General features: G+C 73.1%; 22 protein-coding genes. 14 read left to right on the top strand and 8 right to left on the bottom strand.

Going from position 1 to position 25765, the window contains the following annotated elements; genetic code table 11:
- The first annotated feature begins 104 nt into the window (after positions 1 to 104).
- The gene (locus tag KZC56_RS07140; protein ID WP_136045515.1) at positions 105 to 749 is read left to right on the top strand and encodes a TetR/AcrR family transcriptional regulator; all 645 of its coding nucleotides are present in this window, start codon (positions 105 to 107) and stop codon (positions 747 to 749) included.
- A 20-nt stretch (positions 750 to 769) separates the two neighbouring features.
- Entirely contained in the window at positions 770 to 1987 is a 1218-nt protein-coding gene (locus tag KZC56_RS07135) for an amidohydrolase (RefSeq protein ID WP_136032758.1), read from the top strand.
- 98 nt (positions 1988 to 2085) lie between these two features.
- On the opposite strand, the gene KZC56_RS07130 is transcribed toward KZC56_RS07135, so the two are convergent.
- From KZC56_RS07130 to KZC56_RS07120, 3 genes are read right to left on the bottom strand one after another with little or no spacing between them, the layout of a single operon-like run.
- On the bottom strand, positions 2086 to 2412 hold the full coding sequence (locus tag KZC56_RS07130) for a hypothetical protein (RefSeq protein WP_247638219.1): 327 nt from the start codon (positions 2410 to 2412) through the stop codon (positions 2086 to 2088).
- Between the two features lie 39 nt (positions 2413 to 2451).
- A complete protein-coding gene (locus KZC56_RS07125; RefSeq protein ID WP_247638218.1) occupies positions 2452 to 3156 on the bottom strand; it encodes a GTP pyrophosphokinase in 705 nt (234 codons plus the stop codon).
- Positions 3157 to 3206: 50 nt separating this feature from the next.
- Complete coding sequence (locus KZC56_RS07120) at positions 3207 to 3905, bottom strand: response regulator transcription factor (protein ID WP_247638217.1); 699 nt, start codon at positions 3903 to 3905, stop codon at positions 3207 to 3209.
- A gap of 418 nt (positions 3906 to 4323) precedes the next feature.
- Here KZC56_RS07120 and KZC56_RS07115 point away from each other — a divergent pair, with 418 nt between their 5' ends.
- Together KZC56_RS07115 and KZC56_RS07110 are read left to right on the top strand one after the other, a co-directional pair.
- Entirely contained in the window at positions 4324 to 6222 is a 1899-nt protein-coding gene (locus KZC56_RS07115; protein WP_247638216.1) for a sensor histidine kinase, read from the top strand.
- Positions 6219 to 8276: an ATP-binding protein gene (locus KZC56_RS07110; RefSeq protein ID WP_247638215.1), complete on the top strand. Its 2058-nt coding sequence runs from the start codon at positions 6219 to 6221 to the stop codon at positions 8274 to 8276. Before KZC56_RS07115 ends, KZC56_RS07110 begins: the two co-directional genes overlap by 4 nt.
- Before the next feature lie 9 nt (positions 8277 to 8285).
- Here KZC56_RS07110 and KZC56_RS07105 read toward each other — a convergent pair whose 3' ends face one another.
- Both KZC56_RS07105 and KZC56_RS07100 read right to left on the bottom strand, forming a co-directional pair.
- A complete protein-coding gene (locus KZC56_RS07105; protein WP_247638214.1) occupies positions 8286 to 9047 on the bottom strand; it encodes a hypothetical protein in 762 nt (253 codons plus the stop codon).
- Positions 9048 to 9177: 130 nt separating this feature from the next.
- Positions 9178 to 10254 carry a VanZ family protein gene (locus KZC56_RS07100; protein ID WP_247638213.1) on the bottom strand — a complete coding sequence of 359 codons (1077 nt, stop codon included), beginning with the start codon at positions 10252 to 10254 and terminating at the stop codon, positions 9178 to 9180.
- Between the two features lie 225 nt (positions 10255 to 10479).
- On the opposite strand from KZC56_RS07100, the gene KZC56_RS07095 reads away from it, so the two are divergent.
- Together KZC56_RS07095 and KZC56_RS07090 are read left to right on the top strand one after the other, a co-directional pair.
- Positions 10480 to 12435 (top strand): APC family permease, encoded by a 1956-nt coding sequence (locus tag KZC56_RS07095; protein WP_281733372.1) that lies wholly within the window; start codon positions 10480 to 10482, stop codon positions 12433 to 12435.
- 156 nt (positions 12436 to 12591) lie between these two features.
- Positions 12592 to 12762, top strand: a complete 171-nt coding sequence (locus KZC56_RS07090) for a hypothetical protein (protein ID WP_168443057.1) — start codon at positions 12592 to 12594, stop codon at positions 12760 to 12762.
- A gap of 4 nt (positions 12763 to 12766) precedes the next feature.
- Here KZC56_RS07090 and KZC56_RS07085 read toward each other — a convergent pair whose 3' ends face one another.
- Positions 12767 to 14173 carry an aminotransferase-like domain-containing protein gene (locus KZC56_RS07085; protein WP_247638212.1) on the bottom strand — a complete coding sequence of 469 codons (1407 nt, stop codon included), beginning with the start codon at positions 14171 to 14173 and terminating at the stop codon, positions 12767 to 12769.
- On the opposite strand from KZC56_RS07085, the gene KZC56_RS07080 reads away from it, so the two are divergent.
- Both KZC56_RS07080 and KZC56_RS07075 read left to right on the top strand, forming a co-directional pair.
- Positions 14172 to 15122, top strand: coding sequence for a DMT family transporter (locus tag KZC56_RS07080; RefSeq protein ID WP_281733195.1), 951 nt, complete (start codon positions 14172 to 14174; stop codon positions 15120 to 15122). The genes KZC56_RS07085 and KZC56_RS07080 overlap by 2 nt on opposite strands.
- The gene (locus KZC56_RS07075) at positions 15119 to 15706 is read left to right on the top strand and encodes a GNAT family N-acetyltransferase (protein WP_136035462.1); all 588 of its coding nucleotides are present in this window, start codon (positions 15119 to 15121) and stop codon (positions 15704 to 15706) included. Before KZC56_RS07080 ends, KZC56_RS07075 begins: the two co-directional genes overlap by 4 nt.
- Before the next feature lie 9 nt (positions 15707 to 15715).
- On the opposite strand, the gene KZC56_RS07070 is transcribed toward KZC56_RS07075, so the two are convergent.
- Positions 15716 to 16891, bottom strand: a complete 1176-nt coding sequence (locus KZC56_RS07070; RefSeq protein ID WP_247638210.1) for an SLC13 family permease — start codon at positions 16889 to 16891, stop codon at positions 15716 to 15718.
- A gap of 190 nt (positions 16892 to 17081) precedes the next feature.
- Between KZC56_RS07070 and KZC56_RS07065 the strand changes: the two genes are divergently transcribed.
- The 6 genes from KZC56_RS07065 to KZC56_RS07040 are packed head-to-tail and all read left to right on the top strand — an operon-like array spanning position 17082 to position 24834.
- On the top strand, positions 17082 to 17171 hold the full coding sequence (locus KZC56_RS07065; RefSeq protein ID WP_136032743.1) for a potassium-transporting ATPase subunit F: 90 nt from the start codon (positions 17082 to 17084) through the stop codon (positions 17169 to 17171).
- Positions 17171 to 18847: a potassium-transporting ATPase subunit KdpA gene (kdpA, locus tag KZC56_RS07060; RefSeq protein WP_241115059.1), complete on the top strand. Its 1677-nt coding sequence runs from the start codon at positions 17171 to 17173 to the stop codon at positions 18845 to 18847. Before KZC56_RS07065 ends, kdpA begins: the two co-directional genes overlap by 1 nt.
- 1 nt (position 18848) lies before the next feature.
- Entirely contained in the window at positions 18849 to 20987 is a 2139-nt protein-coding gene (gene kdpB / locus KZC56_RS07055) for a potassium-transporting ATPase subunit KdpB (protein WP_247638209.1), read from the top strand.
- Positions 20988 to 21032: 45 nt separating this feature from the next.
- Complete coding sequence (gene kdpC, locus KZC56_RS07050; protein ID WP_247638867.1) at positions 21033 to 21614, top strand: potassium-transporting ATPase subunit KdpC; 582 nt, start codon at positions 21033 to 21035, stop codon at positions 21612 to 21614.
- Positions 21611 to 24166 carry an ATP-binding protein gene (locus KZC56_RS07045; protein ID WP_247638208.1) on the top strand — a complete coding sequence of 852 codons (2556 nt, stop codon included), beginning with the start codon at positions 21611 to 21613 and terminating at the stop codon, positions 24164 to 24166. Before kdpC ends, KZC56_RS07045 begins: the two co-directional genes overlap by 4 nt.
- Positions 24163 to 24834, top strand: coding sequence for a response regulator (locus tag KZC56_RS07040; RefSeq protein ID WP_136032732.1), 672 nt, complete (start codon positions 24163 to 24165; stop codon positions 24832 to 24834). Before KZC56_RS07045 ends, KZC56_RS07040 begins: the two co-directional genes overlap by 4 nt.
- Here KZC56_RS07040 and KZC56_RS07035 read toward each other — a convergent pair.
- Positions 24816 to 25634: a TspO-related membrane protein gene (locus KZC56_RS07035; RefSeq protein ID WP_247638207.1), complete on the bottom strand. Its 819-nt coding sequence runs from the start codon at positions 25632 to 25634 to the stop codon at positions 24816 to 24818. The genes KZC56_RS07040 and KZC56_RS07035 overlap by 19 nt on opposite strands.
- Positions 25635 to 25765 lie beyond the last annotated feature (131 nt).

The following is a 25765-nucleotide window of genomic DNA, read 5'->3' as shown; positions in this document are numbered from 1 at the left end:
GTTGTGCGGCGGCGGTTTGCTTACTGTCGAGAAAGTAAGCTGAGGTGAGGTTACCGAGGAGTAAGTTGGTTGGCAAGCGGGGCCGGTTGAGGAGAGGACGACGCATGTCGGAGAGCGATCACGCCGTGCGGGTGCGCCCGGCGACGCGGGAGAAGCGCGAGCAGATCCTCAAGGCGGCCATCGAGATCTTCGGCAACAAGGGCTCGACCAACGGCACCCTCGCCGACGTCGCCGAGCAGGTCGGCATCACGCACGCCGGGGTGCTGCACCACTTCGGCTCGAAGCAGAAGCTGCTGCTCGAGGTGCTGGCCTACCGCGACCAGGACGACGTCGCCGGGCTCGCCCAGAAGCACATCCCCGACGGTCCCGAGCTGTTCCTGCACCTCGTGCGCACGGCCCTCACGAACGAGAAGCGCCCAGGCATCGTGCAGGCGTACACCGTGCTCTCGGCGGAATCGGTGACCGACGACCACCCCTCCCGCCCCTACTTCGAGGACCGCTACACGACCCTCCGCCGCGAGGTCGCCGCCGCCTTCGGCGAGCTCTGCGCGCAGGAGGGCGTGACCGAGCCCGACACGATCGCGGCGGCGTCGGCCGCGATCCTCGCCGTGATGGACGGCCTGCAGCTGCAGTGGCTGCTGCACCCGGACGCGGTCGACCTGGCCGACGCCAGCGCCTTCGCGATCCGCGCGATCGTGAACGGCGTGCTCCACCCCGGGCCGGAACTCGAGTCCTACGCCCGGCCCTGACCGCGGGCTAGGCTCGGCCCATGGCCATCGATCTCGAAGCGCTCTACATCGACCTCCACCAGCACCCCGAGCTCTCGTTCCAGGAGACGCGCACCGCGGGCATCGCCGCCCAGCACCTGCGTGACCTCGGGCTCGACGTGGAGGAGGGCGTCGGCGTGACCGGCGTCGTCGGCGTGCTGCGCAACGGCGACGGCCCCGTGGTGTGGGTGCGCGCCGACATGGACGCCCTGCCCGTGGAGGAGCAGACCGGCCGCGCGTACGCGAGCACCGCCAAGGGCGTCGACCCGTCCGGCACCACCGTGCCCGTCATGCACGCGTGCGGCCACGACATGCACGTGACCGCGATGATCGGCGCGGTCGAGAAGCTGGTGGCGGAGCGCGAGGACTGGTCGGGCACGCTCGTGGTGCTCATCCAGCCCGCGGAGGAATACGGTGCCGGCGCCAGGGCCATGCTCGACGACGGCCTGCTCGCCCGGTACCCGAAGCCCGACGTGGTGCTCGGCCAGCACGTGACCCCGCTCCCCGCGGGCGTGATCGGGGTGCGCAGCGGCACGCAGATGGCCGCGTCGGACGGCCTCACCGTCACCCTCCACGGCCGCGGCGGCCACGGCTCCCGGCCGCACGCCACGATCGACCCCGTCGTGATGGCGGCCGCCACGGTGATGCGCTTGCAGACCATCGTGTCGCGCGAGATCGACCCGCAGGGGGTGGCCGTGGTCACGGTCGGATCGATCCACGCCGGCCTCAAGAACAACATCATCCCGGCCGAGGCGAAGCTCGAGCTCAGCCTCCGCTACCCGAACGACCAGGTGCGCGAGAAGGTGCTCGCGAGCGTGGAGCGCATCGTGCGCGCCGAAGCCACCGCATCCGGCGCCGAGCGGGAGCCCGAGATCCGCACCGACCACACCCTGCCCGCCACGATCAACGACGAGGAGGCGACCGAGCGCGTCACGACGGCACTCCAGCGTGCGCTCGGCGAGACCGCCGTGATCGACCCCGGCATGTTCACCGGCAGCGAGGACGTCTCCTGGTTCGCGCGGGACGCGGGCGTGCCGCTCGTGTTCTGGTTCTGGGGTGGCGTGGATCCCGCACGGTTCGCCGAGGCCCTCGCCGCCGGCCGCCTGGAGCAGGACATCCCCACCAACCACTCGCCGTTCTTCGCCCCCGAGATCCACCCCACGATCGAGGTCGGCGTCACGGCCATGTCGGCCGCCGCGCGCGAGTTCCTGGGCGCGTAGCGGGGCGACACCCGAGCTGGGTGGCTCCGGAGCGGGGCAGCTCGTTCACCGACGCGCGGGGGCTGCGACGCACGGCGACGCGGATCAGTGGCCGCGGATCAGATCCCGCGCACCGTGACGCGCTCGCGGCCGAGCTGGCTGCTGCGGTTGTTGAGGCACCGCGTGCACAGCAGCTCCACGCGGCGCGGGTGGCCGCCACCGCAGACGCACTCGGTCGTCACCCGCCACGCGGCCGCCCTGCCGCACGGCACCGGGGCGTCGCGACCGGTGTCGACGGCGGTGTGAGGGGTGTCGGACCCGGTGTGCGGACACTCGCAGCGCGGACCCTCGTCGAGGTCGGGCAGGAGCGCCGGGTCGGTGTGCGGACGGTCGTCCGTCGCGGGCGACGTGCGGGCGGGCGAGGCGGCGGAGGTCATCGCCGTCATGCTCCCACGATCCGCGGCACGGCGCGACGGGTGCCCGGGTCACACGCCCACGATGCGCGGAGCCGGCGGGGGCGGCGGGGCGAGCTGCCGGCGCGGGACGCCGTGCGCCTCGCGGTGCAGGCGCTCCATGCGGCTGTCGAGCTCGGCGGCCGCATCCGCCGCATCGGTCAGGCTCTGCACGAGGTGCGAGGGCACCTGGTTGGAGAACTTGTAGTAGATCTTGTGCTCCAGGCTCGCCCAGAAGTCCATCGCGATCGTGCGGAACTGCACCTCCACCGGCACCGAGAGCGCGCCGGTCGACAGGAACACGGGCACCTCGATGATCGCGTGCAGGCTCTTGTAGCCGTTCGCCTTCGGCTGCGCGATGTAGTCCTTCACGGTGCGCACGGTCACGTCGTCCTGCGCGGTGAGCAGGTCGAACAGCCGGTACACGTCGGCGACGAAACTGCACGTGACCCGCACCCCGGCGATGTCGGTGATCTCGGCGCGGATGCGCTCGAAGTCGGGCTCGTCGATCCCCTTGCGCGCGAGCTTCTCCACGATGCTGTCCGGCGACTTCAGGCGGCTCTTCACGTGCTCGATCGGGTTGTAGGCGTGGTCGTGCGTGAACTCGTCGCGCAGGATCGAGATCTTCGTCTCCACCTCCCGCATGCCGAACTCGTACTCGCGCAGGAAGCGCTGCAGCTGATCGCGCAGCTCCTTGGCCTCGCTGATCATGGCTTCGTCGACCGGGATCACGCTCATGGGATCGACGTTATCGATCCGTGATCGGAAAGCGCTGTGGATTATCACGGTCACGCGGGAGCGTCCGGCGCGTCCCGACCGAGCCCGGCCTCCCTCGCACGCACGATCAGCGCGCTGCGATCGGGCACCGCGAGCTTCGCGAGGATGCCGGACAGGTAGTTGCGCACGGTCTTCGACGACAGCACGAGCCGCCGGGCCACCGCCTGGTTGTCGAGGCCGCGGGCGATGAGGTCGAGCACCTCGCGCTCGCGGTGCGTCAGCTCGGGGAACACCACGGGCCCGGTCGTGCGCGCGCCCGACAGCAGGTCGATCGCGCGGCGCCCCACCTCGGCCGTGAGCAGCACGTCACCCGACGCCACGGCGCGCAGCCCCCGCTCGATCTCGTCCGGCAGCGCGCTCTTGAGCAGGTAGCCCCTGGCTCCGGCGCGGAGGGCGGCGAACACCGAGTCGTCATCGCCGAGCATCGTCACGATGAGCACGCCGATGCCCGGGGCCACCCGCACGATGCGCCGCGTCGCCTCGATGCCGGATCCCGCCCCGAGATCCACGTCCATGAGCACCACGTCGGGCTGCGCGGCCAGCACACCGTCGACCGCCTCGTCCTCGGTGCCGGCCCTGCCCACGACCCGGAACCCCTCGATCGACTCCAGGAAGCTCGACATGCCGAAGGCGAAGACCGGGTGGTCGTCCACCACGAAGATGCGCACGGCACTGTCCGCCGCGTCCACCGCGCTGGACTCCTCTGGCATGCCGCTCACGCTAGCGCTCCCGCCCCGCGGCGCACCACCGCGGGCCCACGCTGCTCCGGGGGGCGACGTGCGGGGAGGGACACCCGGCGGGAGCAGCCCCCGCTCCCGCCGAGTCCGCCGTGCGAGCCCGCAGCCCGCCGGCGGTCGCCTCGCCCGCACCGGTCCCCATGATCCCGCTGCGGCGACCGCGACCCGGTCCCCTCGTGCGCTCGTCGACCCGATCGACCGCGCATGGTCCCCTCCTCCTGCCGACCCGCGTCGGCACGGTGTCCTCCACCGCCACCGACGCTAGGGGTCCCTGCGTCCCGGCTCCGAGGGCACCGTGTCCCGACCGCCCGGGAGATCCGCCCCGGGACGCCCCGCGACCCTGGTCAGGCCGCGCCCCCTCCGGCACACTGAGGCTCGGAGAGGAGCGCCGATGAGCGGAGCCGCCGCCCCCACGGCGCGAGCGCACGGACCCTCGCGCGTGCTCGGAGTGGCGACGACGGCTGCGCTCCTGCTGGCGTCGTGGGGTCCCGCGCTGATCGGTGCGCTGCTGTGCCTGCACTCGTCCGGCGGCATCGAGGCCGTCGGCACGCTCAGCGCCGCCCTGGCGTTCGGCGGTGCGGCCGCACTCCTGCCCGTCCGCGGCGGTCACGGCGGTCGCGGCGGCCCCCTGCTCCCGCTCACCCTCGCCACGACGGGGGTGGGCGGTGGGGCGGCCACGCTTGCGGCGGGACTGCGCGCGGCCGGGGTCGACGGCGGGCTGTGGCTCGACCTGCTGGGCGTGGCGTGGATGCCCGGTGGTCTCACGGTCGCCGGGGCGCTGGGGGCGGCGGTGCTGCTCCACGCCCGTACGCTGCTCGCGGCGGGCGCCGCACTGTCCACGGCCCTCGCGGTGTCGAGCGCCGTGGAGCTGGACCGCGGGACGCCGCTTCCGTTCACGGCCGCCCTGTGGATCGTCTGGCTGGCGCTGGCGCTGTGGTCGGGTGCGACGATCCTGTGGGTCGCCCGGCGACGCTCCTCCCCCGACCGGGAGGCGGCCGTATGGCTCGCGATCGCCCACTTCGCCCTGCTGCTGTGCGGCGTGGGCGGCTTCACGGTCGCGACGGACGGCGGCGGCTCCCTGCTCGGCACCGCGTTCGCCGCGGCCGTGCTGCCCGCGTGCGTGCTGTTCGCTGCGGCCTCGTTCGTGCTCACCGCGATCGCCCGCGCCCCCGACGCCGTGGAGCCGGCGCGGGCCCGGTTCGCGGTCGGAGTGCTCCTGGTGTCCGCCCTGCTGGCCGCCTACGGTGCGGTCGCCGCGACGATCGCGCAGCTCGCGCCACTGCCGCCCACGAGCGCGGGCATGGTCGCCGTCGTGCTGATCGCGGTCGGCGCGGAGCCCGTGCGCCGCGGCGTGCAGCGCGCCGTTGACCAGCTGCTGTACGGCCGCTCCGCCGAGCCGCGTGCACTGCTGCGCACCGTGAGCACGGAGGCGGGCGGCGGCAGCGGCCGCGCGTCGCTGGAGGTGCTGGCCGAAGCGCTGCGCCGGTCGCTCCGCCTCGGCGGGGTCGCGATCGCCTCCTCCGGCCCCGAGCACTCCCACGGACAGGCCGGCACGCTCGATCCCGCAACGCGGGAGGTGGTCGCCCTGCTCGCGGCCGGCGGCGCGTGCGGGACGGTGGAGGTGAGCGGCACCTCCGGTCGGCGCGTGGAGCCGCGCAGCCTCGCCGCGCTGCGCCGCATCGGCGGCGTGCTGAGCGTGGCGGTGCTGCTGGCCGACGCCGACGAGGGTCTGCGCGTGGCCAGAGACGGCGCGCGGCGGATCGCGGCCAGCGAGCGGCGGTTCGCGCGGGCCGAGATCGAGGCAGGACTCGAGCCCGTGCTCGCCCGGGTGCGCCGGGCCCTGCGCGCGCTCCCGGACTCTCCGCGACCCGACCTCGTGCTGCGTGATGCCTCGGCCGCACTGCAGGCGGCGACCACCGAGGTGCGCGACCTCGCCCGCACCCTGCTGCCCGGGGCGCTCGACGCCGGCGACCTGACCGGCGCGCTGAGCGAACTCGCCGCGCGCTTTCCGGAGCCGGCGCTGCACGCCGAGGTGCGGCGGGCGCCCGAACACCCCGAGCACCTGTACCACCTGGTCGCTGAGGCGATGCTGCGTGCCCGCCGGGAGGGCGGGGTCGAGCGGATCGAGGTCACGGTGGGCCCCGCCGACCGCGCGGTGCTGCGGGTGGTAGGGGCCGCGGTGCGGGTCGACCCGATCGTGCGGGCGCTGCACGCCAGGGTCGCCGAGCGCGTGCCCGGGGAGGAGCCGACCGGGCGCCGCGCGGTCACGGTGACGGCGGTGCCCGCATGACAGGCGGCGGTGCTCGGCGCCTCGCGGGGGTCGCGGTGCTCGCGAGCGCCTGGGGTCTGGCGGCCGCGTCGATCCTGCTGGCGTGGCGGTTCGAGCTCCCGGCGGCCCCCGTCGCCGGCACCTTCCTCTCTCCGGCCCCGCCGGCCGCGCAGGCCCGGTTCGACGACATCGGCCTCACGGTCGCGGCGGTGTACGCGCCCCTGGCCGCGGTGCTCCTGGTGCGTCGTCCGCAGCCGGTCGCCGTGCTGCTCGCGGTGCACGCCGTGGGCTCGGGGCTCGCCGCGTTCGGCGTGCAGTACGGCCTCTTGGCGGTGGAGAGCGGCGGGCTGCCCGGGGGCGCACTGCTCGCCTACGCGGGCGGCTGGGCGTTCGTCCCCGGCACCTTCCTGACCGCGGTCGTGCCGCTGCTGCTGCTCCCCGGCCGGCGCGCCGCCCTCGACCGTGGGCTGCTGTGTCTCGTGGTGACGGCGGCCGGCGTGGCCACCGTCGCGTCCCTCACCCAGCAGGGCGCCGGACCGCTCGACAACCCGCTCGCCCCGGACTGGCCGTGGTACCAGGCGATGCTGCCCGGCGCCTACGGGGCCGCGGCCGCCGTGACGCTGTGCGCCTCGACCGCGGTCGCCGTGATCGTGCTGAAGCGGGCACTCCGGTCACCGCGGTCGCAGCGGTACGCCCTGATCTGGCTGCTGGTCGGGCATGTGTTCCTGACTGCCTCCTACGTGGTCACGGTGCTGCCCGCCTCGCTCCAGCTCGCAGCCCCGCTGTGGGTGTTCGGCACCATCGCGCCCATCGTCGGGCAGATCTTCTATCCATCGGCGGTGCTCGTGATGGGTCTGCAGCATCGGCTGCGCGGCGTCGACGTGACAGTGAGCACGGTGCTCACGACCAGCATCCTGGCGGTGCTCGCCGCGACGGGCTACCTGCTGATCGTGACAGCGATGGAGACGGTCGGCCCTCCGACGCCACTGGCCGTGTTCGCCACCGCGGCGCTGGTCGCGATCGGGCTGCTGCCGATGCGGCGCCTCATCCGCCGGCGGGTCGACCGCCTCGTGTACGGCGACGCCGGGGCGCCCGAGCGGCTCGTGGACACGCTGGGGGCGGAGGTGGGCGAGATCGCCACCGGCGCGGACGGCCTGCGCGCCCTGGCGACGGCGCTGCGGGCCACGCTGCGCCTCGGTTCGGTGCGCCTCCGGGTCGCGGCGGACGACGCGGGCGGTGACGGCGAGCACCTCGGCACCACGGACGTCGTGGTGGGGGATCCCCGCGGCACGACCACGGCCTTCGCGGTGGACGGCGACCCCGGTGTCGTGCTGGAGGTGACCGGGGAGGTCGACGGGGTGCCCGTCGGGCGCAGGACCACCGAGGCGATCGCGGATCTGGGCCCGGTGATCGGCGTGGTCGTGCGGCTCGCGGAGGCATCGACCGCCCTCGCCGAGGCACGGCGGACGGCGGCGGAGGCGCAGCACGCGGAACGACGGGCGCTGCGCCGGGAGCTGCACGACGGGCTCGGGCCCGCGCTGTCCGGAGCGGGGTTCTCGCTCGCCGCGGCCACCAACCTGCTCGCACGGGGTGACCGGGCGGCGGCGGAGGAGACGGCCGCCCGCGTCGCCGAGCTGCTGGAGGCGCAGACGGCGACCCTCGCCCGGCTCGCCCGCGGCGGCACGACCCCGGTGCACGACCTCGACGGCGAGCTGCGGCGCCTGGTGTCCGCACTGGGCGCGGCGGGGGCGGCCGTGCGTCTCGTTCCGGGTGCCGACCCCGATCTCGACCCCGCCCGTGCGGGCATCCTGCTGCGCATCGCCGCGGAGGCACTGCTCAACGCCGTGCGGCACGCCGGCGCGCGCGAGGTGGTGGTCACGCTCGGCGGCCCCGGCGAGCGGCTGCTGTGCGTGCAGGACGACGGCCGCGGGCTCCCCGATCGTCGAGGGGCCGGCGTGGGGCTCGCGTCGATGCGGGAGTGGGCGGACGAGGCGGGGTTCCGCGTGGGCTGGGACCGACCGCCGGGCGGCGGCACCCGGGTGAGCGTGCACGCCGCCGCGGTCAGCCCCGGCTGAGGCCCGCCGTCACGACCTGCCGGGCAGCGGGGTGCCGGTGGCAGCCGCCCGGTCCGTCGCGGTGTCCCCGGACGAGACCCCGCGGCGCCCCAGCAGCATCCACAGCGAGGCGAACGCGAGCCCGAGGCCACCGACCGGCCCGGCGAGCCCCGGGACGCCGGTGAGGATGTACCCCGCCGCGATCAGCAGCACCAGGGCACCCAACAGCGTCCCGAGGACCCGCGAGGCCGATCGCTCGAACCAGGCCATGGCGGCGAGCGCGGCCAGTGACACGAGCACACCGAACCACGGGATGAACGCGCCGAAGTCGGTGAGCGCGTAGAACACCAGCAGACCCTCGTCGCCGAAGCTGCCGAACTCCGGGCCGCCGTGGCCATACAGCCCGAGCGTCCCCTTCCACGCGTAGCCGAACGTGAGCCCGGCGGCCGAGGTCACGAGTCCCGCGGAGAACACGCGCGCCGCGACCGAGGTGGATCCCCGTTCCACTCGCACGCGCCAGGCTCCGTGCAGCACCAGGAGGCACGCCACGGCTGCGAAGCCGAGCAGAAAGCCGATCTTGTTGCCCACGGGGTCGAGCGCCGGCATGTCTTCGGCCGCCGCGGAGAGGATGCCGCCGCGGGCGTAGTCGGCCTCCGACCACGGTCGCACGTCGAACACCACGGTGGCGGTGACCCCGAGCAGGCCGGCGGCCACACCCCAGAGCAGCCACAGTCGGCCGCCGCGGCGGGTGGGTGGTCGGTGTCCGCGGGGGCGGGTGGCGGTGTCGGTCATGGGTGGCTCCTGTTCGCTCAAGGCGCCCGGACGGACGCACCGTCACTCTGCGCCGTCCCGCGTCCCGGGAACGAGGGTCGTCGATCACGGATCCGCGGGCGATCGACCGGGCGGCGGGGAGGGCGACCGGTCAGGCCGACGCGGCGGGCGCCGACGCCTGCCGCTCCCGCGCGTCCTCCACGTCCTGCCCGGAGAGGAGCCCGGGGAGCCCGCGGCCGCGACGCGTGGTGAACAGCAGCACGACCGCGACCGGGTAGAGCACCGAAGAGATCAGGTCGAACGGGAAGCCGAGCAGGGCGAGCGCGCCGATGCCGCCGATGCCGCCCGCCCACCGCAGCAGGCGCGCGAGCATCATCGGCAGGCGCGAGCCGGTGTAGCGCAGCTGCACCGCGACATCGCCGACCGAGCGACCGGTGACGAGGATCAGAACGAGCCACAGGCCCGAGGCGGCCACCGTGCTCACCAGCTCCGACGCAGCGCCGTCGAGCACCGCCGCCCGGTCGTCCACGACGTACGCGAGCCAGAGCTGCACGGTCACGGCGACGACAGCGCTCACGAAGAAGTACGCCAGACCGTCGCACAGCATCGCCAGGGCCCGGCGTCCGCGCGTGACCGCGCGCGGCTGATCCGCATCCGCGGCGGCGCGCGAGCCGCGCAGGGCGCGCGGCACGACGAGTGCGAGCGTGCAGCCCACGACCGCGCCGATCGTGTTGGTCATCAGGTCGCCGACGTCGAAGAACCGGTACGCGCACGGGTACAGTCCCCACACGCCGGTCAGCTGCGTGGTCTCGACCAGCAGCGAGAGCCCGAGACCGGCGAGCAGGGCGACCACGACCCCGCGGCCGGCCAGCACCCGCACGAACGTCCCGAGCGGGAGGAACAGCAGCACGTTGAAGGCGAGCTGCAGGAACGCCGGGTGACGCAACGGCTGGGGAGACGCGAACGCGCGCTGCAGATCGTGCACGACCGACATCGGGTCGATGATCGCGCCGACGCAGCGGATCGCGTCGGGGTCGGGCAGAGGCAGCAGCGTGTACGTCCAGATCGCCCAGAAGTAGATCAGGGCGGCGAGCCACAGCATCGTCCGTCCGAAGCTGAGCCTCCCGCGGCGGCGGTAGCTGATCGCGACGAACGGCACGAACAGCACGATGCCGACGGCCATTCCGATCGCGATCGCGATGACACCCAGAACGACCTGCTCCCCCATGGAGAACAAGGCTACGCGGTGCCCGTAAGGATTCCGTCAGGGTGCGGAATGCGACCGTAGGGATTCCGTAAGGATCTTGTGAGGGCGCCGCGCGCGGGCGTAGTGTCGCCGGACGTGTCAGAAGAAACCCGACTCGGCGCGGACGCGCCGCCGCGAGCGAAGCGCATCCTCATCGGCGACCCGCTGACGAGCGAGCAGGTCGACGAGCAGCTGCTCCCCAAGCGCATGGCGCTGCCGATCTTCGCCTCCGACGCACTGAGCTCGGTGGCCTACGCGCCGCAGGAGCTCGTGATGATCCTGCTGATCGGCGGGCTCACGTTCCTGTCGTTCACGCCGCTCGTCGCGATCGCCGTCGTGGTGCTGCTGCTCGTGGTGGTGCTCAGCTACCGTCAGCTCATCAAGGCCTACCCCTCGGGCGGCGGCGACTACGAGGTCGCGTCGAAGAACCTCGGCGAGATCCCCGGCGTGATCGTCGCGGCGGCACTCCTGGTCGACTACGTGCTGACCGTCGCGGTGTCGGTCGCCTCGGGCGTGGACAACATCATCTCGGCCGTGCCGGGGCTCGACCCCTTCCGCGTCGAGCTCGCGGTGGGCTTCGTGATCCTCATCATCATCGTGAACCTGCGCGGCGTGCGCGAGGCGTCGCTGGTGTTCGCGATCCCGACGTACGTGTTCATCGGCTCGGTCGGCATCATGATCGTCACGGGCCTGATCCGCACGGTCTTCGGCGACGCCCCCGTCGCGTCCAGCGCGGACTTCAGCGTGCAGGCGGAGAGCCTGAGCCAGGCGGCCGTCATCCTCCTCATCCTGCGCGCGTTCTCGAGCGGATGCTCCGCGCTCACCGGCGTCGAGGCCGTGTCGAACGGCGTGCCCGCGTTCCGGGCGCCCAAGGTGCGCAACGCCCAGTCCACGCTCGTGCTCATGGGCACCATCGCGATCTGCCTGTTCTCCGGCCTCACCGCCCTCGCGCTCATCACGGGCGTGCACTACGCCGAGAACCCGTGCGACCTGATCGGCTTCGACTGCACCACGCCGCAGCCGAGCCTGATGGCGCAGATCGCGGCCGCGACGTTCGGCGGCGGCAGCATCCCCTTCTTCATCGTGCAGGCGGCGACCGCGTGCGTGCTGCTGCTCGCGGCGAACACGGCCTTCAACGGCTTCCCGCTGCTGGGCGCGGTGCTCGCGCGCGACGGCTACGCCCCCAAGTCGCTCAACACCCGCGGCGACCGCCTGGTGTTCTCGAACGGCATGATCCTGCTCGGCATCGCGGCGATCGCGGTGCTGGTGGTGTTCCAGGCCCGGCTGACGACACTGATCCAGCTGTACATCATCGGCGTGTTCGTGTCGTTCTCGCTCGGGCAGATCGGCATGGTGCGCCACTGGCGACGCGTGCTGCGAGAACCGGCCGCGGGACCGCGAGACGGCGCAGCGGCGACCGACCGCCGCTCGGCGAAGGTGGGCCTGCTGATCAACTCGGCCGGGGCGACCCTCACGGTGCTGGTGCTGGTCATCGTGACCATCACCAAGTTCACGCACGGCGCCTACCTGGTGTTCTTCGCGATCCCGGTGCTCGCGTTCCTCATGATCGGCGTGAAGCGGTACTACCGCGACGTGGAGCACGAGATCGCGATCGACGACACCACCCGCTTCGGGGCGTCGGGCGACGTCGCGATCGTGCTCGTGAACCACCTGCAGAAGCCTGTCATGAAGGCCATCGACTACGCGATCGCCGCGAAGCACGACAAGACCCTCGCGGTGCACGTGGCGGTGTCGGCCGACGACGCGGCGGCGCTGCAGCGCGAGTGGGCGGAGCGCCTCGTGCCGGTGCCCCTCGTGATCGTCGAGTCGCCGTACCGTTCGTTCGCGCAGCCGGTGACGCAGTTCATCCGCCAGTACCGCGAGAAGCACGGCTCTTCGGTCGTGACCGTCTATCTTCCGCAGTACATCGTGGGCCACTGGTGGGAGTCGTTCCTGCACAATCGGCGGGCCCGACGCCTGGCCAACCAGCTCATGCTGGTGCACGGCGTCTCGATCACCCTGGTGCCGTGGCTGCTCGACTCGTCCGAGCTCATCTACGGTCGCCGCTCCCGCCCGCTTCCCGGCCAGGAGCGCGCCGGCCGCCCGGTCGTGGTGTCGGGCCGCCGCGCCCACCGCCCCGCCGGTCCCCCCTCGACGGACTGAGTCCGGCGGGTTCCGCGCGCGCCGGCTCAACCGAGAGCGCCGGGTCGAGGCCGCACCTACCATGCTCCATGGCAGTCATTTCGGATCACACTGTCGTCATATGAGGTAGTCTGGAGGGGTGAAATGAGCGCGCGCACTGCCCACGGGAGAAGAACGATGTATCTCGTGCTGGCTCTCGCCGTGATCAGCGCCGCCGGGAACGCGGTGGTCTACGAGTTCCTCTCCGGGGAGAATCCGATCTTCCTGCTCAACGTCGCGATCTCCCTGCTCGTCGCGGTCGCCCTGCTGTTCCCCGCGCTGCGCCGGAAGCTCTGGCCGCGGAAGTGAGGAGTCAGGACCCGTCGACGACGGCGCCGAGGATGCCCGCGGCCTCGGCGTACCGGGAGGGATCGGCGTTCGCGTAGGTGAGTCGCACGTACGCGCCAGCGGGCTCCGCCGGGAACCACTCTCCGCCCGGGGCGATGAGCAGGCCGCGGAGCTCGCACTCCCGCACGACCCGGCCGACGTCCGTCCCCTCCGGCAGCCGCGCCCACAGGTTCAGGCCGCCCGCCGGCACGTTCTCCACCGTCACCGCGGGCGCGTGCGCTGCGAGGCTCGACACCAGCAGGTCACGGCGCGTGCGCAGCTGTTCGCGGAATCCGCGCAGGTGCGTGCGCCAGGCCGGCTGCGTCACCACGTCGAGCGCCGCGGCCTGCAGCAGCCCGCTCACGTACATGCCCTCGGCAGCCCGGTCCACGAGGATCCGCTCGCGCGCCGGGCCGCGGGCGATCACCGCCGCCACGCGCAGCGCGGGCGAGACGCTCTTGGTGAGCGAGCGCACGTACACCACGTGACCGTCGTCGTCCGCCGCGGCGAGGGGACGCGCGCCGGCGTCGATGCCGAGGTCGTGCGCCCAGTCGTCCTCGATGAGGAACGCCCCGTGCCGCCGCACGATCTCGAGCACCGCCTCACCCGTCGCGGCCGACCAGCGCGCGCCGCTCGGATTCGCGAACGTCGGCTGGGCGTAGAACGCCCGCGCTCCCGTCCGCGCGAACGCCCGCTCCACCTCGTCCGGGTCGGGGCCGGCGGGTCCGGAAGAGATCGGCACCAGTGCGACCCCCGCTTGCTCCGCCGCGAGCAGCGCACCCCAATACGTGGGCGACTCGATGAGCAGCGGCCGCCCGGTTCCCACGACGGCCCGGAAGATCGAGCTGAGACCGCTCTGGCTGCCGGCCACGACCAGCGCGTCCCTGGGTGAGGGTGCGGCGATGCCGGAGGGGACGGTCGCCGCCAGCTCCGCGGCGAACCATGCCTGGAGCTCGGGGAGACCGGCGGCCGGGGAGCGCGTCACCGCGGCGGGGGTGCGCGACGCCCGGACGAGCGCCTGCCGGACCAGGCGCTCCGGCAACAGCTCGGGCGAGGGATAGCCCGAGTGCAGGCCGATGACGTCCGGGGCGGCGGTGCGCTGCGTCGCGGAGAGGCCAGAGGAGCGCATGGGGGCGGTGCCGAGCGCGGCGGTCTGCCAGCTGTGGTCCAGCGCTCTGGGGGCCCGCGCGGCCCGGACGAACGTGCCGACCCCCGGCCGCGTGTCGATCAGACCGCTGCGCGCGAGCTGCTGCACGGCGCGCTGCACCGTGACCGGGCTCGCCCCGTACTCGGCGACGAGCGCGCGACTGGACGGGAGTCGGGCACCGGGTGCGGCCGACGCCACCCAGGCCCGCAGTCCACGGACGATGCGCTCGGTGCTATCCTGACCCATGAAAGAACAGAGTAGCGCTACTGCCCTTCGTTCGACAGCGCTATCCAGATATGCGGGACCGGGCTGGGGGCTCCTGGGCGTGATCGCCTTCTCCTTCACGCTGCCCTTCACCCGCGTCGCGGTCGCCGGACTCTCCCCCCTGTTCATCGGGTCGGCGCGCGCCGTGGTCGCGGCCGCCCTCGCCGCGGGCGTGCTCACTCTCGCGCGGTCCCGCACACCCACGGCCCGACAGTGGGCACGCCTCGCGGTCGTCGCGGGCGGCGTGGTCGTCGGCTTCCCGATCCTCACCTCCTTCGCCCTCACCACGACGCCCGGAAGTCACGCCGCGGTCGTGATAGGCCTGCTCCCCGCCGCCACCGCCGTCGCCGTCGTGGTGCGCACGGGAGAGAGGCCGGCGCGGTCGTTCTGGGTCTTCGCGGCCGCCGGCGCCGCGTGTGCCGTCGTGTTCGCCGTGGCACAGGGCGGGGGACTCGGCACTCTCCACATCGCGGACCTGCTGCTCTTCGGGGCCGTGCTCGCCGCGGCCGTCGGCTACGCGGAGGGCGGCCTGCTCGCGCGCGAGCTCGGGTCGTGGCAGACGATCTCCTGGGCGCTCGTGCTCGCCGCTCCCCCGATGGCCGCGCTCGCTGTCGTCGCCGCGGTCGCGCAGCCGCCCGCCGCGACACCCGTGCAGTGGCTCGCGTTCGCCTATCTCGCCGCGGTCAGCATGTTCCTCGGCTTCTTCGCCTGGTATCGAGGACTCGCGATCGGGCCGATGGCGCAGGTGAGCCAGATCCAGCTCGTGCAGCCGGTGATGGGTATCGCGTGGGCGGGGTTGCTGCTGCACGAGCAGATCGGCTGGCCCACGGTCGCGGGAGGACTGGCCGTGATCGCCTGCGCGGCCCTCGCCGTACGCACCCGGCAGTCCGGGGTCGCGCGGCGCGGAGCCCACCCTAGGCTGAGGGCATGACCGAAGGCGTTCCCTGGCCCGTCCGTACCCCCCGACTGCAGCTGCGTCCGTGCACACCCGACGATCTCGACGCGATGTGGGAGTGGCGACGCCTGCCCGAGGTGAACCGCTGGTTGGGCCTCGCGCCCGACACGATCGAGGCGTTCCGCGAGCGCCACCTCGAGCCCGCCCGACTGGCGTCGCTGTACCTGATCGAGCGCCTGCCCGAGCACGAGGGTGACGCCCCCACCCCCATCGGCGACCTCATGATCCGCATCGAGGACGCCTGGGCGCAGCTCGAGGTCGCCGAGCGCGCGAAGGGCGTGGAGGCCGAGCTCGGCTGGGTGCTCGACCCCGCCTCCACGGGCCGCGGCTATGCGACCGAGGCGGTGCGGGCGGCGATCGAGGTGTGCTTCGGCCCGCTCGGCCTGCGCCGCGTGCACGCCGGCTGCTTCGCCGACAACGAGCCCTCCTGGCGGCTCATGGAGCGGCTCGGCATGCGCCGCGAGGAGCACAGCCGCAAGACCGCCCTGCACCGCTCGGGCGAATGGCTCGACGGCATGAACTACGGTCTGCTCGCCGAGGAGTGGCCGGTAGGGAGCTGACCCCCGGCACTAGCCGGCGACGAGGGCCAGCACGGCGACCGCGGCGATCACCGTGGGCACCGCCGCCACCGTCCCCCACGCCATGAAGCGGCTCCAGCGGATCTCCACGCCGAGCGCGGTGATGCGGTGGTGCCACAGCAGCGTCGCGAGCGAGGCCCAGGGCGTGATCAGCGGGCCGAGGTTCACGCCGATCAGCAGCGCCATGAGCGCGACGGGGTCGCCCGCCGCGGGCTCGAGCACGAGGTAGGCGGGAAGGTTGTTGATGGCGTTGGCGCTCACGGCACCGAGCGCCGCGAGCCGCAGGAGGTCACCGAACCCGTCGCCCGCGATCGGCGCGGTGAGCACGTCGAGCACACCCCGCGCGTGCAGCGTCTCCACCAGCACGAACAGCGCGGCGGCCAGCGCGACCGCCTGCCAGGGCACCAGTCCCCACCGCAGAGCCCTGCGCCGCCGCACCGCGAACACCGCCACGAGCGCGACCGCGGCGACCGTCGCCGGGATCCACACGTCGTGGCTCAGGGCGAGCGCGGGCATGAGCACCACGAGCACGCCCGTCGCGGTCCAGAACAGCACCGGATCGGCGGGGCGCCGGGGCGGGGGCGTGCGGTAGCGCGAGAACACGGTGCGCCGGTGCACGAGGGTGAGCAGCAGCACGGGGACGAGGATGCCGACGAGGGTCGGCGCCCAGCTCAGCGCGACGAACGCGGCGGGCCCGTCGCCGATCTGCCGCGCCGCGAGCAGGTTCGTGAGGTTCGACACCGGGAGTGCCAGCGAGGCCGTGTTCGCGAGCCAGACGGTCGCCAGCGCGAACGGGATCGGCGGGACACCGATGCTCTGCGCGAGCACCACCACCACGGGCGTGACGATCACGGCCGTCGTGTCGAGCGACAGGAAGACCGTGCTCACCACGGCGAGCGCGATCACCAGCAGCCACAGCAGCGCCACCCTGCCCCGACCCCACCGGGCGAGCCGCTGCGAGACCACGTCGAACACCGCCGCGTCCCGCGCGAGCTCCGCGACGATCGTGATCGCGACGACGAAGCCCAGCACCGGAGCGGTCCGCAGCCCGAGCGCCTCGGCGTCGTCGCTCGGCAGGAACCCGGTGACGACGCAGACCGCCGCGACCGCGACGAGGGCGAGCACCAGCACGGCCCCTGGCCTGATCCGGTGCGCGCGCGTCCCCACCTCGCGAGCATAGGGCCGGGCGTGAGAAAGCCGCATGCATCGGCGGACGTGGCGTAGGGGAACCGTGAGGATCGACGGAGGCGGCGACGCCCGGGAGTTGGATCGGGGTCGTGCTCGACATCATCTACCTCGCGCTGACCCTCGCGCTGTTCGCCCTCGTGTCCCTCGTCGCGAAGGCGGTGGACCGCGCATGATCGTGTTCGAGATCATCGCCGCGGTGCTGGCCGTCGCCGCGATCGTCTACCTCGTCGTCGCCCTGGTCGCCCCGGAGCGGTTCTGATGGACGCGACGATCATGTTCGGGGTGCTCCAGGTCGCGGCCGTCGTGGTCGTGCTCGTGCTGCTCTACCGCCCCCTCGGCGACTACATCGCCCACGTCTACACCTCCGCGAAGGACCTGCGGGTGGAGCGCGGACTGTACCGCGTGATCGGGGTCGACCCGCGCTCGGAGCAGACCTGGCGCGCGTACGCCCGGAGCGTGCTGCTGTTCTCGCTCGTGGGGCTCGTGCTCGTCTACGCGCTGCAGCGACTGCAGGCGTTCCTCCCGGAGTCGCTCGGTCTGCCCGCCGTGCCCGAGGGCCTCGCGTTCAACACGGCCGCGTCGTTCGTCGCGAACACGAACTGGCAGTCGTACTCGCCCGAGCAGACGATGGGCTACACCGTGCAGCTGGCCGGCCTCACGGTGCAGAACTTCGTGTCGGCGGCGGTCGGCCTCACGGTCGCGATCGCGCTGGTGCGGGGTCTGTCCCGCCGCGGCTCCGCGACGATCGGCAACTTCTGGGTCGACCTGACCCGCGGGCTCGGGCGGCTGCTGCTGCCGCTCGCCCTGATCGGCGCGGTCGCCCTGCTGGTCGGCGGCGTGATCCAGAACTTCGCGGGCTTCACCGACGTGACCACGGTGTCCGGGGGCGCGCAGACGATCCCCGGCGGACCCGTCGCGTCGCAGGAGGCCATCAAGCTGCTCGGCACGAACGGCGGCGGCTTCTTCAACGCGAACTCCGCCCACCCGTTCGAGAACCCCACCGGGTGGACGAACCTGATCGAGGTGCTGCTGATCCTGGTGATCCCGTTCGCGCTGCCGCGCACCTACGGCCGCCTGGTGGGCGACCACCGCCAGGGCTACGCGATCGTCGCCGTGATGGGCACGATCTTCCTCGCCTCGACGGTCGCCCTCTCGGCACTGGAGCTCGCCGGCCGGGGCGCCGCACCCGAGCTCGCGGGAGCCGCGATGGAGGGCAAGGAGCAGCGCTTCGGGATCCTCGGTTCGACGCTGTTCGGCAGTGCCAGCACGCTCACCTCGACGGGCGCCATCAACTCGATGCACGACTCGTACACGGCGCTCGGCGGCATGATGCCGATGCTGAACATGATGCTCGGCGAGGTCGCCCCCGGCGGGGTGGGCTCGGGGCTGTACGGCATGCTGGTGCTCGCGATCGTCGCGGTCTTCGTGGGCGGGCTGCTGGTCGGCCGCACGCCGGAGTGGCTCGGCAAGCGCATCGGCCCGCGGGAGATGACGCTCGCGAGCCTGTACATCCTCGTGGTCCCGGCGCTCGTCCTCGGCGGCACGGCCCTGAGCTTCGCGATCCCCGGCATCCGGGACGACGTGGAGTCCACGAGCATCCTCAACCCGGGCGTGCACGGCATGAGCGAGGTGCTGTACGCCTTCACCTCGGCCGCGAACAACAACGGCTCCGCCTTCGCCGGGCTCACCGCGAACACCCCGTGGTTCAACACGGCCCTGGGCGTGGCGATGCTGCTCGGCCGCTTCCTGCCGATCGTGCTGGTGCTCGCGCTCGCCGGGTCGTTCGCGGCGCAGGAGCGCATCCCCGCCACGACCGGGACCCTGCCCACCCACCGGCCGCAGTTCGTCGGCCTGCTCCTCACGGTGACCGTCGTGGTCACCGCCCTCACCTACTTCCCCGTGCTCGCACTGGGACCGCTCGCCGAAGGACTCTGACATGACCCTCCTCACCACGCCGTCCGCGCCCGAGAGCGCCACGGCCCCCGCCCCCGCTGCGACACCGCGGTCGTTCGGCTGGTCGCAGCTCGTGCAGGCGCTGCCCGGCGCCGTCCGCAAGCTCAACCCCGCCACGCTCGTGCGCAACCCCGTGATGCTGCTGGTCTGGGTGGGCGCGGCCTTCACGACCGTGCTCGCGATCGCGGAGCCCTTCCTGGGCGGACCGGCCGACTCCGGTGGCTCGCCCGTTCCCCTCGCGTTCACGTGGGGCATCGCGGTGTGGCTGTGGCTCACGGTGCTGTTCGCGAACGTGGCCGAGTCGGTCGCGGAGGGCCGGGGCAAGGCGCAGGCCGCGAGCCTGCGCAAGACCCGCACCAGCACGATGGCCCGCCGCGTGGTGCGCCACGATCCCGCGGCGGATCCTGCGGCCGAGCGCGCCGAGACCGTGGAGGTGTCGTCGGCGGAGCTGCAGCGCGACGACGTCGTGATCGTGACCGCGGGCGAGCTGATCCCGGGCGACGGCGACATCGTGGCGGGGATCGCGACCGTCGACGAGTCGGCGATCACGGGCGAGAGCGCCCCGGTCATCCGCGAGTCCGGCGGCGACCGCAGCGCCGTCACCGGCGGCACCCGGGTGCTGTCCGACCGCATCGTGGTGCGCATCACGTCGAAGCCCGGCGAGACCTTCGTCGACCGGATGATCGCGCTGGTCGAGGGCGCGAGCCGTCAGCGCACCCCGAACGAGATCGCGTTGAACATCCTCCTCGCGAGCCTGTCGATCGTGTTCGTCGTGGTGGTGCTGGCGCTGAACCCGATCGCCTCGTACGCCGCCTCCCCGGTGAGCATCCCGGTGCTGATCGCTCTGCTCGTCTGCCTCATCCCGACCACCATCGGCGCGCTACTGTCGGCCATCGGCATCGCCGGGATGGACCGCCTCGTGCAGCGCAACGTGCTGGCGATGTCGGGCCGCGCGGTCGAGGCCGCGGGAGACGTGACCACGCTGCTGCTCGACAAGACGGGCACGATCACGTACGGCAACCGGCGCGCGCACGAGGTGCTGCCGCTGACGGGCGTCGACGCGGAGGAGCTGCTGCGGGTCGCCGCCCTGTCGTCCCTGGCCGACCCCACGCCCGAGGGCGCCTCGATCGTCGAACTGGCCACCGCGCGCGGCCTCCGGGTGGAGGCGCCGGAGGACGCCGTGGTCGTGCCGTTCACCGCGCAGACCCGCATGAGCGGACTCGACCTCTCCGACGGCACCGAGATCCGCAAGGGGGCCGGCTCCGCGGTGTCGGCCTGGCTGGGCCGCGGGACCGACGCCGAGCTGACCTCCCTCACCGACGGTGTCGCGAGAAGCGGCGGCACACCCCTGGTCGTGGCGGTGCGCGCCACCGGCGAGGACGGGCGCGTGCTGGGCGTCGTGCACCTCAAGGACATCGTGAAGGACGGCCTGCGCGAGCGCTTCGACGAGCTGCGCAGCATGGGCATCCGCACGGTCATGATCACCGGAGACAACCCGCTCACCGCGCAGGCCATCGCCGCGGAGGCCGGGGTCGACGACTTCCTCGCCGAGGCCACCCCCGAGGACAAGCTCGATCTCATCCGCCGCGAGCAGCAGGGCGGGCGGCTGGTCGCGATGACCGGCGACGGCACCAACGACGCCCCCGCGCTGGCACAGGCCGACGTGGGCGTGGCGATGAACACGGGCACGTCGGCAGCGAAGGAGGCGGGGAACATGGTCGACCTGGACTCCGACCCGACCAAGCTCATCGACATCGTGCGGATCGGCAAGCAGCTCCTCATCACGCGCGGCGCGCTGACCACATTCTCGCTCGCGAACGACATCGCCAAGTACTTCGCGATCATCCCGGCGATGTTCATGGGAGTGTTCCCGGGGCTCGCGGCGCTCAACATCATGCAGCTGCACTCGCCCGCGTCTGCGGTCACGAGCGCGATCATCTTCAACGCGATCGTGATCGTCTTCCTCATCCCGCTCGCCCTGCGCGGGGTGGCATACCGCCCCGCGAGCGCCTCGCAGATCCTGCAGCGCAACCTGCTCGTCTACGGCCTCGGCGGCGTGATCGCGCCGTTCCTCGGCATCAAGCTCATCGACCTCGTCGTGAGCCTCCTCCCCGGCTTCTGACCCCCGCGCGAAAGGCACACCTTGTCCTCCACCACCCGCACCACGATGCGCACCGCCGGGGTCGCCGTCCGCGCGATGCTCGTGCTCACCCTCGTCCTCGGCGTCGGCTACACCCTGCTCGTCACCGGCATCGGTCAGCTGCTGCTCCCCGCACAGGCGAACGGCTCGATGCTGCCCGACGACCGCGGCAGCGCCCTGATCGGACAGTCCTTCACCGACGCCGACGGCGAGGCCCTGCCGCAGTACTTCCAGTCGCGCCCGTCCGCGGCGGGCGACGGCTACGACGGCACCGCCTCGGGCGGCAGCAACCTCGGACCGGAGAACCCCGACCTGGTCGCGTCGATCGCCGAGCGCACGGCCGAGGTCGCGGAGCGCGAGGGTGTCGACCCGTCCCTGGTGCCCGCCGACGCCGTGACCGCCTCCGGCTCCGGTCTCGACCCGCACATCAGCGTCGCCTATGCCCTGCTGCAGGTGCCGCGGGTGGCCGCCGCGCGCGACCTGCCCGAGGACGAGGTGCGTGCGCTCGTGGAGTCTAGGATTCAAGGGCGGGACCTGGGGTTCCTCGGCGAGGAGCGGATCAACGTCGCCGAACTCAACCTCGCACTGGACGACCGGGAGGGTGAATGAGCGCAGCGCGCACGGATCGCCCGCCGGAGCACCAGCGCCGGGGGCGCCTGCGCGTGCTCCTGGGCGCCGCCCCCGGGGTGGGCAAGACGTTCGAGATGCTCGCGGAGGGGCGGCGCCTGTTCGACGAGGGCCGCGACGTGGTGATCGCGGTCGTGGAGACCCACGGCCGGGCGGCCACCGCGGCCCTCACCGCCGGGCTCCCCGAGGTGCCGCGACGCGTGGACGAGCACCGCGGGGTGGTGCTGACCGAGCTCGACCTGGACACCGTGCTCGACCGCGCACCGGAGATCGCCCTGGTCGACGAGCTCGCGCACACGAACATCCCCGGTTCGCGCCACCCCAAGCGCTGGCAGGACGTGGAGGAGCTGCTGCGGGCGGGCATCGACGTGGTGACCACCGTCAACGTGCAGCACATCGAGTCGCTGAACGCCGTGGTGGAGAAGATCACCGGCATCGCGCAGCAGGAGACCATCCCGGATGCCGTGGTGCGTGCAGCCGACGAGGTCGAGGTGGTCGACCTCGCCCCGCAGACCCTGCGCGACCGGCTGTCGGCGGGCCTGGTGTATCCCGCGGAGCGGATCGACGCGGCACTGTCGAACTACTTCCGTCTGGGCAACCTCACCGCGCTGCGCGAACTCGCACTGTTGTGGCTCGCCGACGAGGTCGACAGCGCGCTGCGCAGCTACCGCGCCGAGCAGGGCATCGAGGGCTCCTGGCAGGCGCGCGAGCGGGTGGTCGTCGCGCTGACCGGGGGCCCGGAGGGCGAGACGCTGCTGCGCCGCGGAGCCCGCATCGCCGCACGGTCGGCCGGGGGCGAGCTGCTCGCGGTGCACGTGACCGCCCAGGACGGCCTGCGCGGCGAGACCCCGGGCGCCCTGGCCGCACAGCGCGCGCTCGTGGAGTCCCTCGGCGGCACGTACCACCAGGTGGTCGGCGACGACATCCCCGGCACGCTCGTGGAGTTCGCGCAGGGTGCCGACGCCACGCAGCTCGTGATCGGCGTGAGCCGCCGCGGCCGCCTGACGGCCGCGCTGACCGGACCGGGCATCGGCTCCGAGGTGATCCGGCGTTCGGGCGACATCGACGTGCACATCGTGACCCACGCGGCCGCGGGCGGGCGACTCGCGCTGCCGCGCATCACCGGCGGGGCGCTGGGGTGGCGGCGCCAGGCGCTCGGTTTCGGCGTCGCGCTCGTGTTCGGCCCCCTGCTGTCGTGGCTCATGTTCACCTTCCGCAGCCCGGAGTCGATCACCGCCGAGGTGCTCGCGTATCAGCTGCTCGTGGTCGTGGTGGCGCTGATCGGCGGCATCCGGCCCGCGGTGTTCGCCGCCGTGCTGTCGGGCATCACGCTCGACTTCCTGTTCGTGGCACCGCTGTTCACGATCACGATCGCGCATCCGCTGCACGCCCTCGCGCTCTCGCTCTACGTGGTCATCGCGATCCTGGTGAGCATCATCGTGGATCAGGCCGCCCGCCGGGCGAGGACGGCGCAGCGCGCGACGGCCGAGGCGGAGCTGCTGGCGGCGGTCGCGGGCAACGTGCTCCGCGGCGACAACGCCGTGCTGGCGCTCGTGAGCCGCACACGGGAGGCCTTCGGGCTCAGCGGCGTCCGGTTGCTCACGCCCGACGGGCAGGTGCTCGCCAGCGACGGCGAGCCGGTGCCGGACGGCCGCGCCACGACCATCCCCGTGGGTGCGGCCGGCGGCGGGCCCCGCGCCCTGCTGGAGCTGAACGGCGAGCCCCTCGCGGGTCCGGAGCGCCGGCTGCTCGACGCGATCGTGGCGCAGCTCGCCGCGGCGATCGAGCACACCGACCTGCGGGCGACCGCGCGCGAGGCGGAGGCGCTGGCCGAGACCGACCAGGTGCGCAGCGCCCTGCTCTCGGCGGTGAGCCACGACCTGCGCCGGCCCCTGGCGTCGGCGGTCGCGGCGATCGGCGGTCTCCGCGCCGCGCAGGGCCTGTCGGCGACCGACCGCGCGGAGCTCCTCGCCACCGCCGACGAGAGCCTCGCGACCCTGTCGACTCTGGTGACCGACCTGCTCGACGTGAGCCGGGTGGAGGCGGGCGTGCTCGCGGTCTCGGCCTCGCGCGTGGACGCGGCCGGTCCCGTGCTCGCGGCGGTCGACGAGCTCGGTCTCGGTCCGTCCGAGGTCGACCTCGCGCTCGACCCCGCCCTGCCCGCGCTGTTCGCCGACCCGGTGCTGCTGCAGCGCGTGCTGGTGAACGTGATCGCGAACGCCCACCGTCACGCCCCCGAGGGCAGCCGGGTGCTGGTCACCACCAGCCGTCTGGGTGAGCGCGCGGAGATCCGCATCGTCGACCGGGGCGCGGGCGTGGCGCCCGAGCGCCGCGACCGCATCTTCCAGCCGTTCCAGCGCTTCGGCGACACCGACAACACGACCGGCCTCGGCCTCGGGCTCGCGCTGTCGCGCGGGTTCACCGAGGGCATGGGCGGTACCCTGACACCCGAGGACACGCCGGGTGGCGGACTCACGATGGTCATCTCCCTGCCGCTCGCCGCAGGGCCTGCCGACACGGAGGACACGGAGTGAAGCTCCTCATCGCCGACGACGACCCCCAGATGGTGCGGGCGCTGCGCATCACGCTCGCCGCGCACGGCTACGAGGTGGTCGTCGCCGCGGACGGCGCCGCCGCGATCGCCGCCGCGGCGCAGTCGCACCCCGACCTCATCATGCTCGACCTCGGGATGCCGCGGCTCGACGGCATCGAGGTGATCCAGGCGCTGCGGGGGTGGACGACCGTGCCGATCATCGTCGTCTCCGGTCGCACGGGTTCCGCCGACAAGGTCGAGGCGCTCGACGCCGGGGCCGACGACTTCGTCACCAAGCCGTTCCAGGTGGACGAGCTGCTGGCGCGACTGCGCGCGCTCTCCCGCCGCGCGGTGGCCGCCAACGGCGAGTCGGTCGTGGCCTTCGGCGACGTGGTGGTGGATCTGGCGACCAAGACGGTCACCCGCTCCGGTACCCGCGTGCACCTGACGCCGACCGAGTGGCGCATGCTGGAGCACCTGGCACGGCACCCGGGGGCGCTAGTCACCCGGCAGGATCTGCTGAAGGAGATCTGGGGCAGCGCGCAGGTGTCCGACTCCGGCTACCTGCGCCTGTACATGTCGCAGTTGCGCAAGAAGCTCGAGAGCGAGCCCTCCTCGCCCGTGCACCTGCTGACCGAGGCGGGCATGGGCTACCGGCTGGTGCTCTGAGGCGCGAGGGTCGCCGGGGTCGCTCGACGCCGGCGCACGACGGCCACGACCCCCACGAGCACCAGGACCGCGGCCACCACGATCGCGGCGATGGCGGTCGGCGTGCTCTGCGGCTCGCCGGTCAGACGACCGACCGCGAGCCAGGCGAGCCCCCACGCGGTGGCGAGGGCGGGCGCGAGACGCCCGGTGAACCACGCGCTCGCGGCACCGATGAGCAGCACCACGGCGAGCACCGCGATGGCCCACACCTCCGCCTGCTGCTCCGCGCTCTCCGGGACGGTCTGCGTGAGCCAGGCGGCGGTGTTGGCGACGGTGGCGATCGTGACCCAGCCGAAGTGGAGCCCGTTGGCGCCGTCGGTGAGCACGCGGTCGACGGCGCTGCGGGCGGGCAATCGTCCCAGCAGCACGATCACACGCGCGAGCACGGCGAGCAGCAGCGCGATCACGAGCACCGTGAGCCACAGCGTGAGGTAGCGGGCGGTCACGAGCCACAGGCCGTTGAGCACCATCGACAGGGCGATCCAGCCGCCGACGGCCTCCTGCCGGGGGTCCTGGCGGCGGGCGGGGAGGGCCTGCCACGCCGTGTAGGCGAGCAGGCCGAGGTAGATGAGCGACCAGATCGAGAACGCCGGTCCGGCGGGCGCGAGATACGAGCCCTGAGCGGACAGCGCACCGTTCTGCAGTTCGTCGACCGAGGTGCCGCCGAATGCGCCGGCACCGATGGCGGCGGCGATCAGCATGAACACGGCCGCCGCGATCACCAGGCTCTGGCGGAGGATGCCTTTCGTCGAAGTCTCCATGCCGCGACTCTAGGGTGACGGCACCGCCGCCGCAGTGCCCTTGACAGCCCCGCCGCCGATCGCTAACCAGGTAAGAGACTTGTGCCACCCCGCGTCATTCACCCGGCGGGTAAGATGTTACGTTTGACAGC

Origin of the sequence: Microbacterium sufflavum, assembly GCF_023091155.1 — a bacterium.
In the GTDB taxonomy this organism is placed as follows: domain Bacteria; phylum Actinomycetota; class Actinomycetes; order Actinomycetales; family Microbacteriaceae; genus Microbacterium; species Microbacterium sufflavum.
Note: the sequence above shows the minus strand (reverse complement) of the source record. Positions and strands in the feature narration are given on the sequence as shown.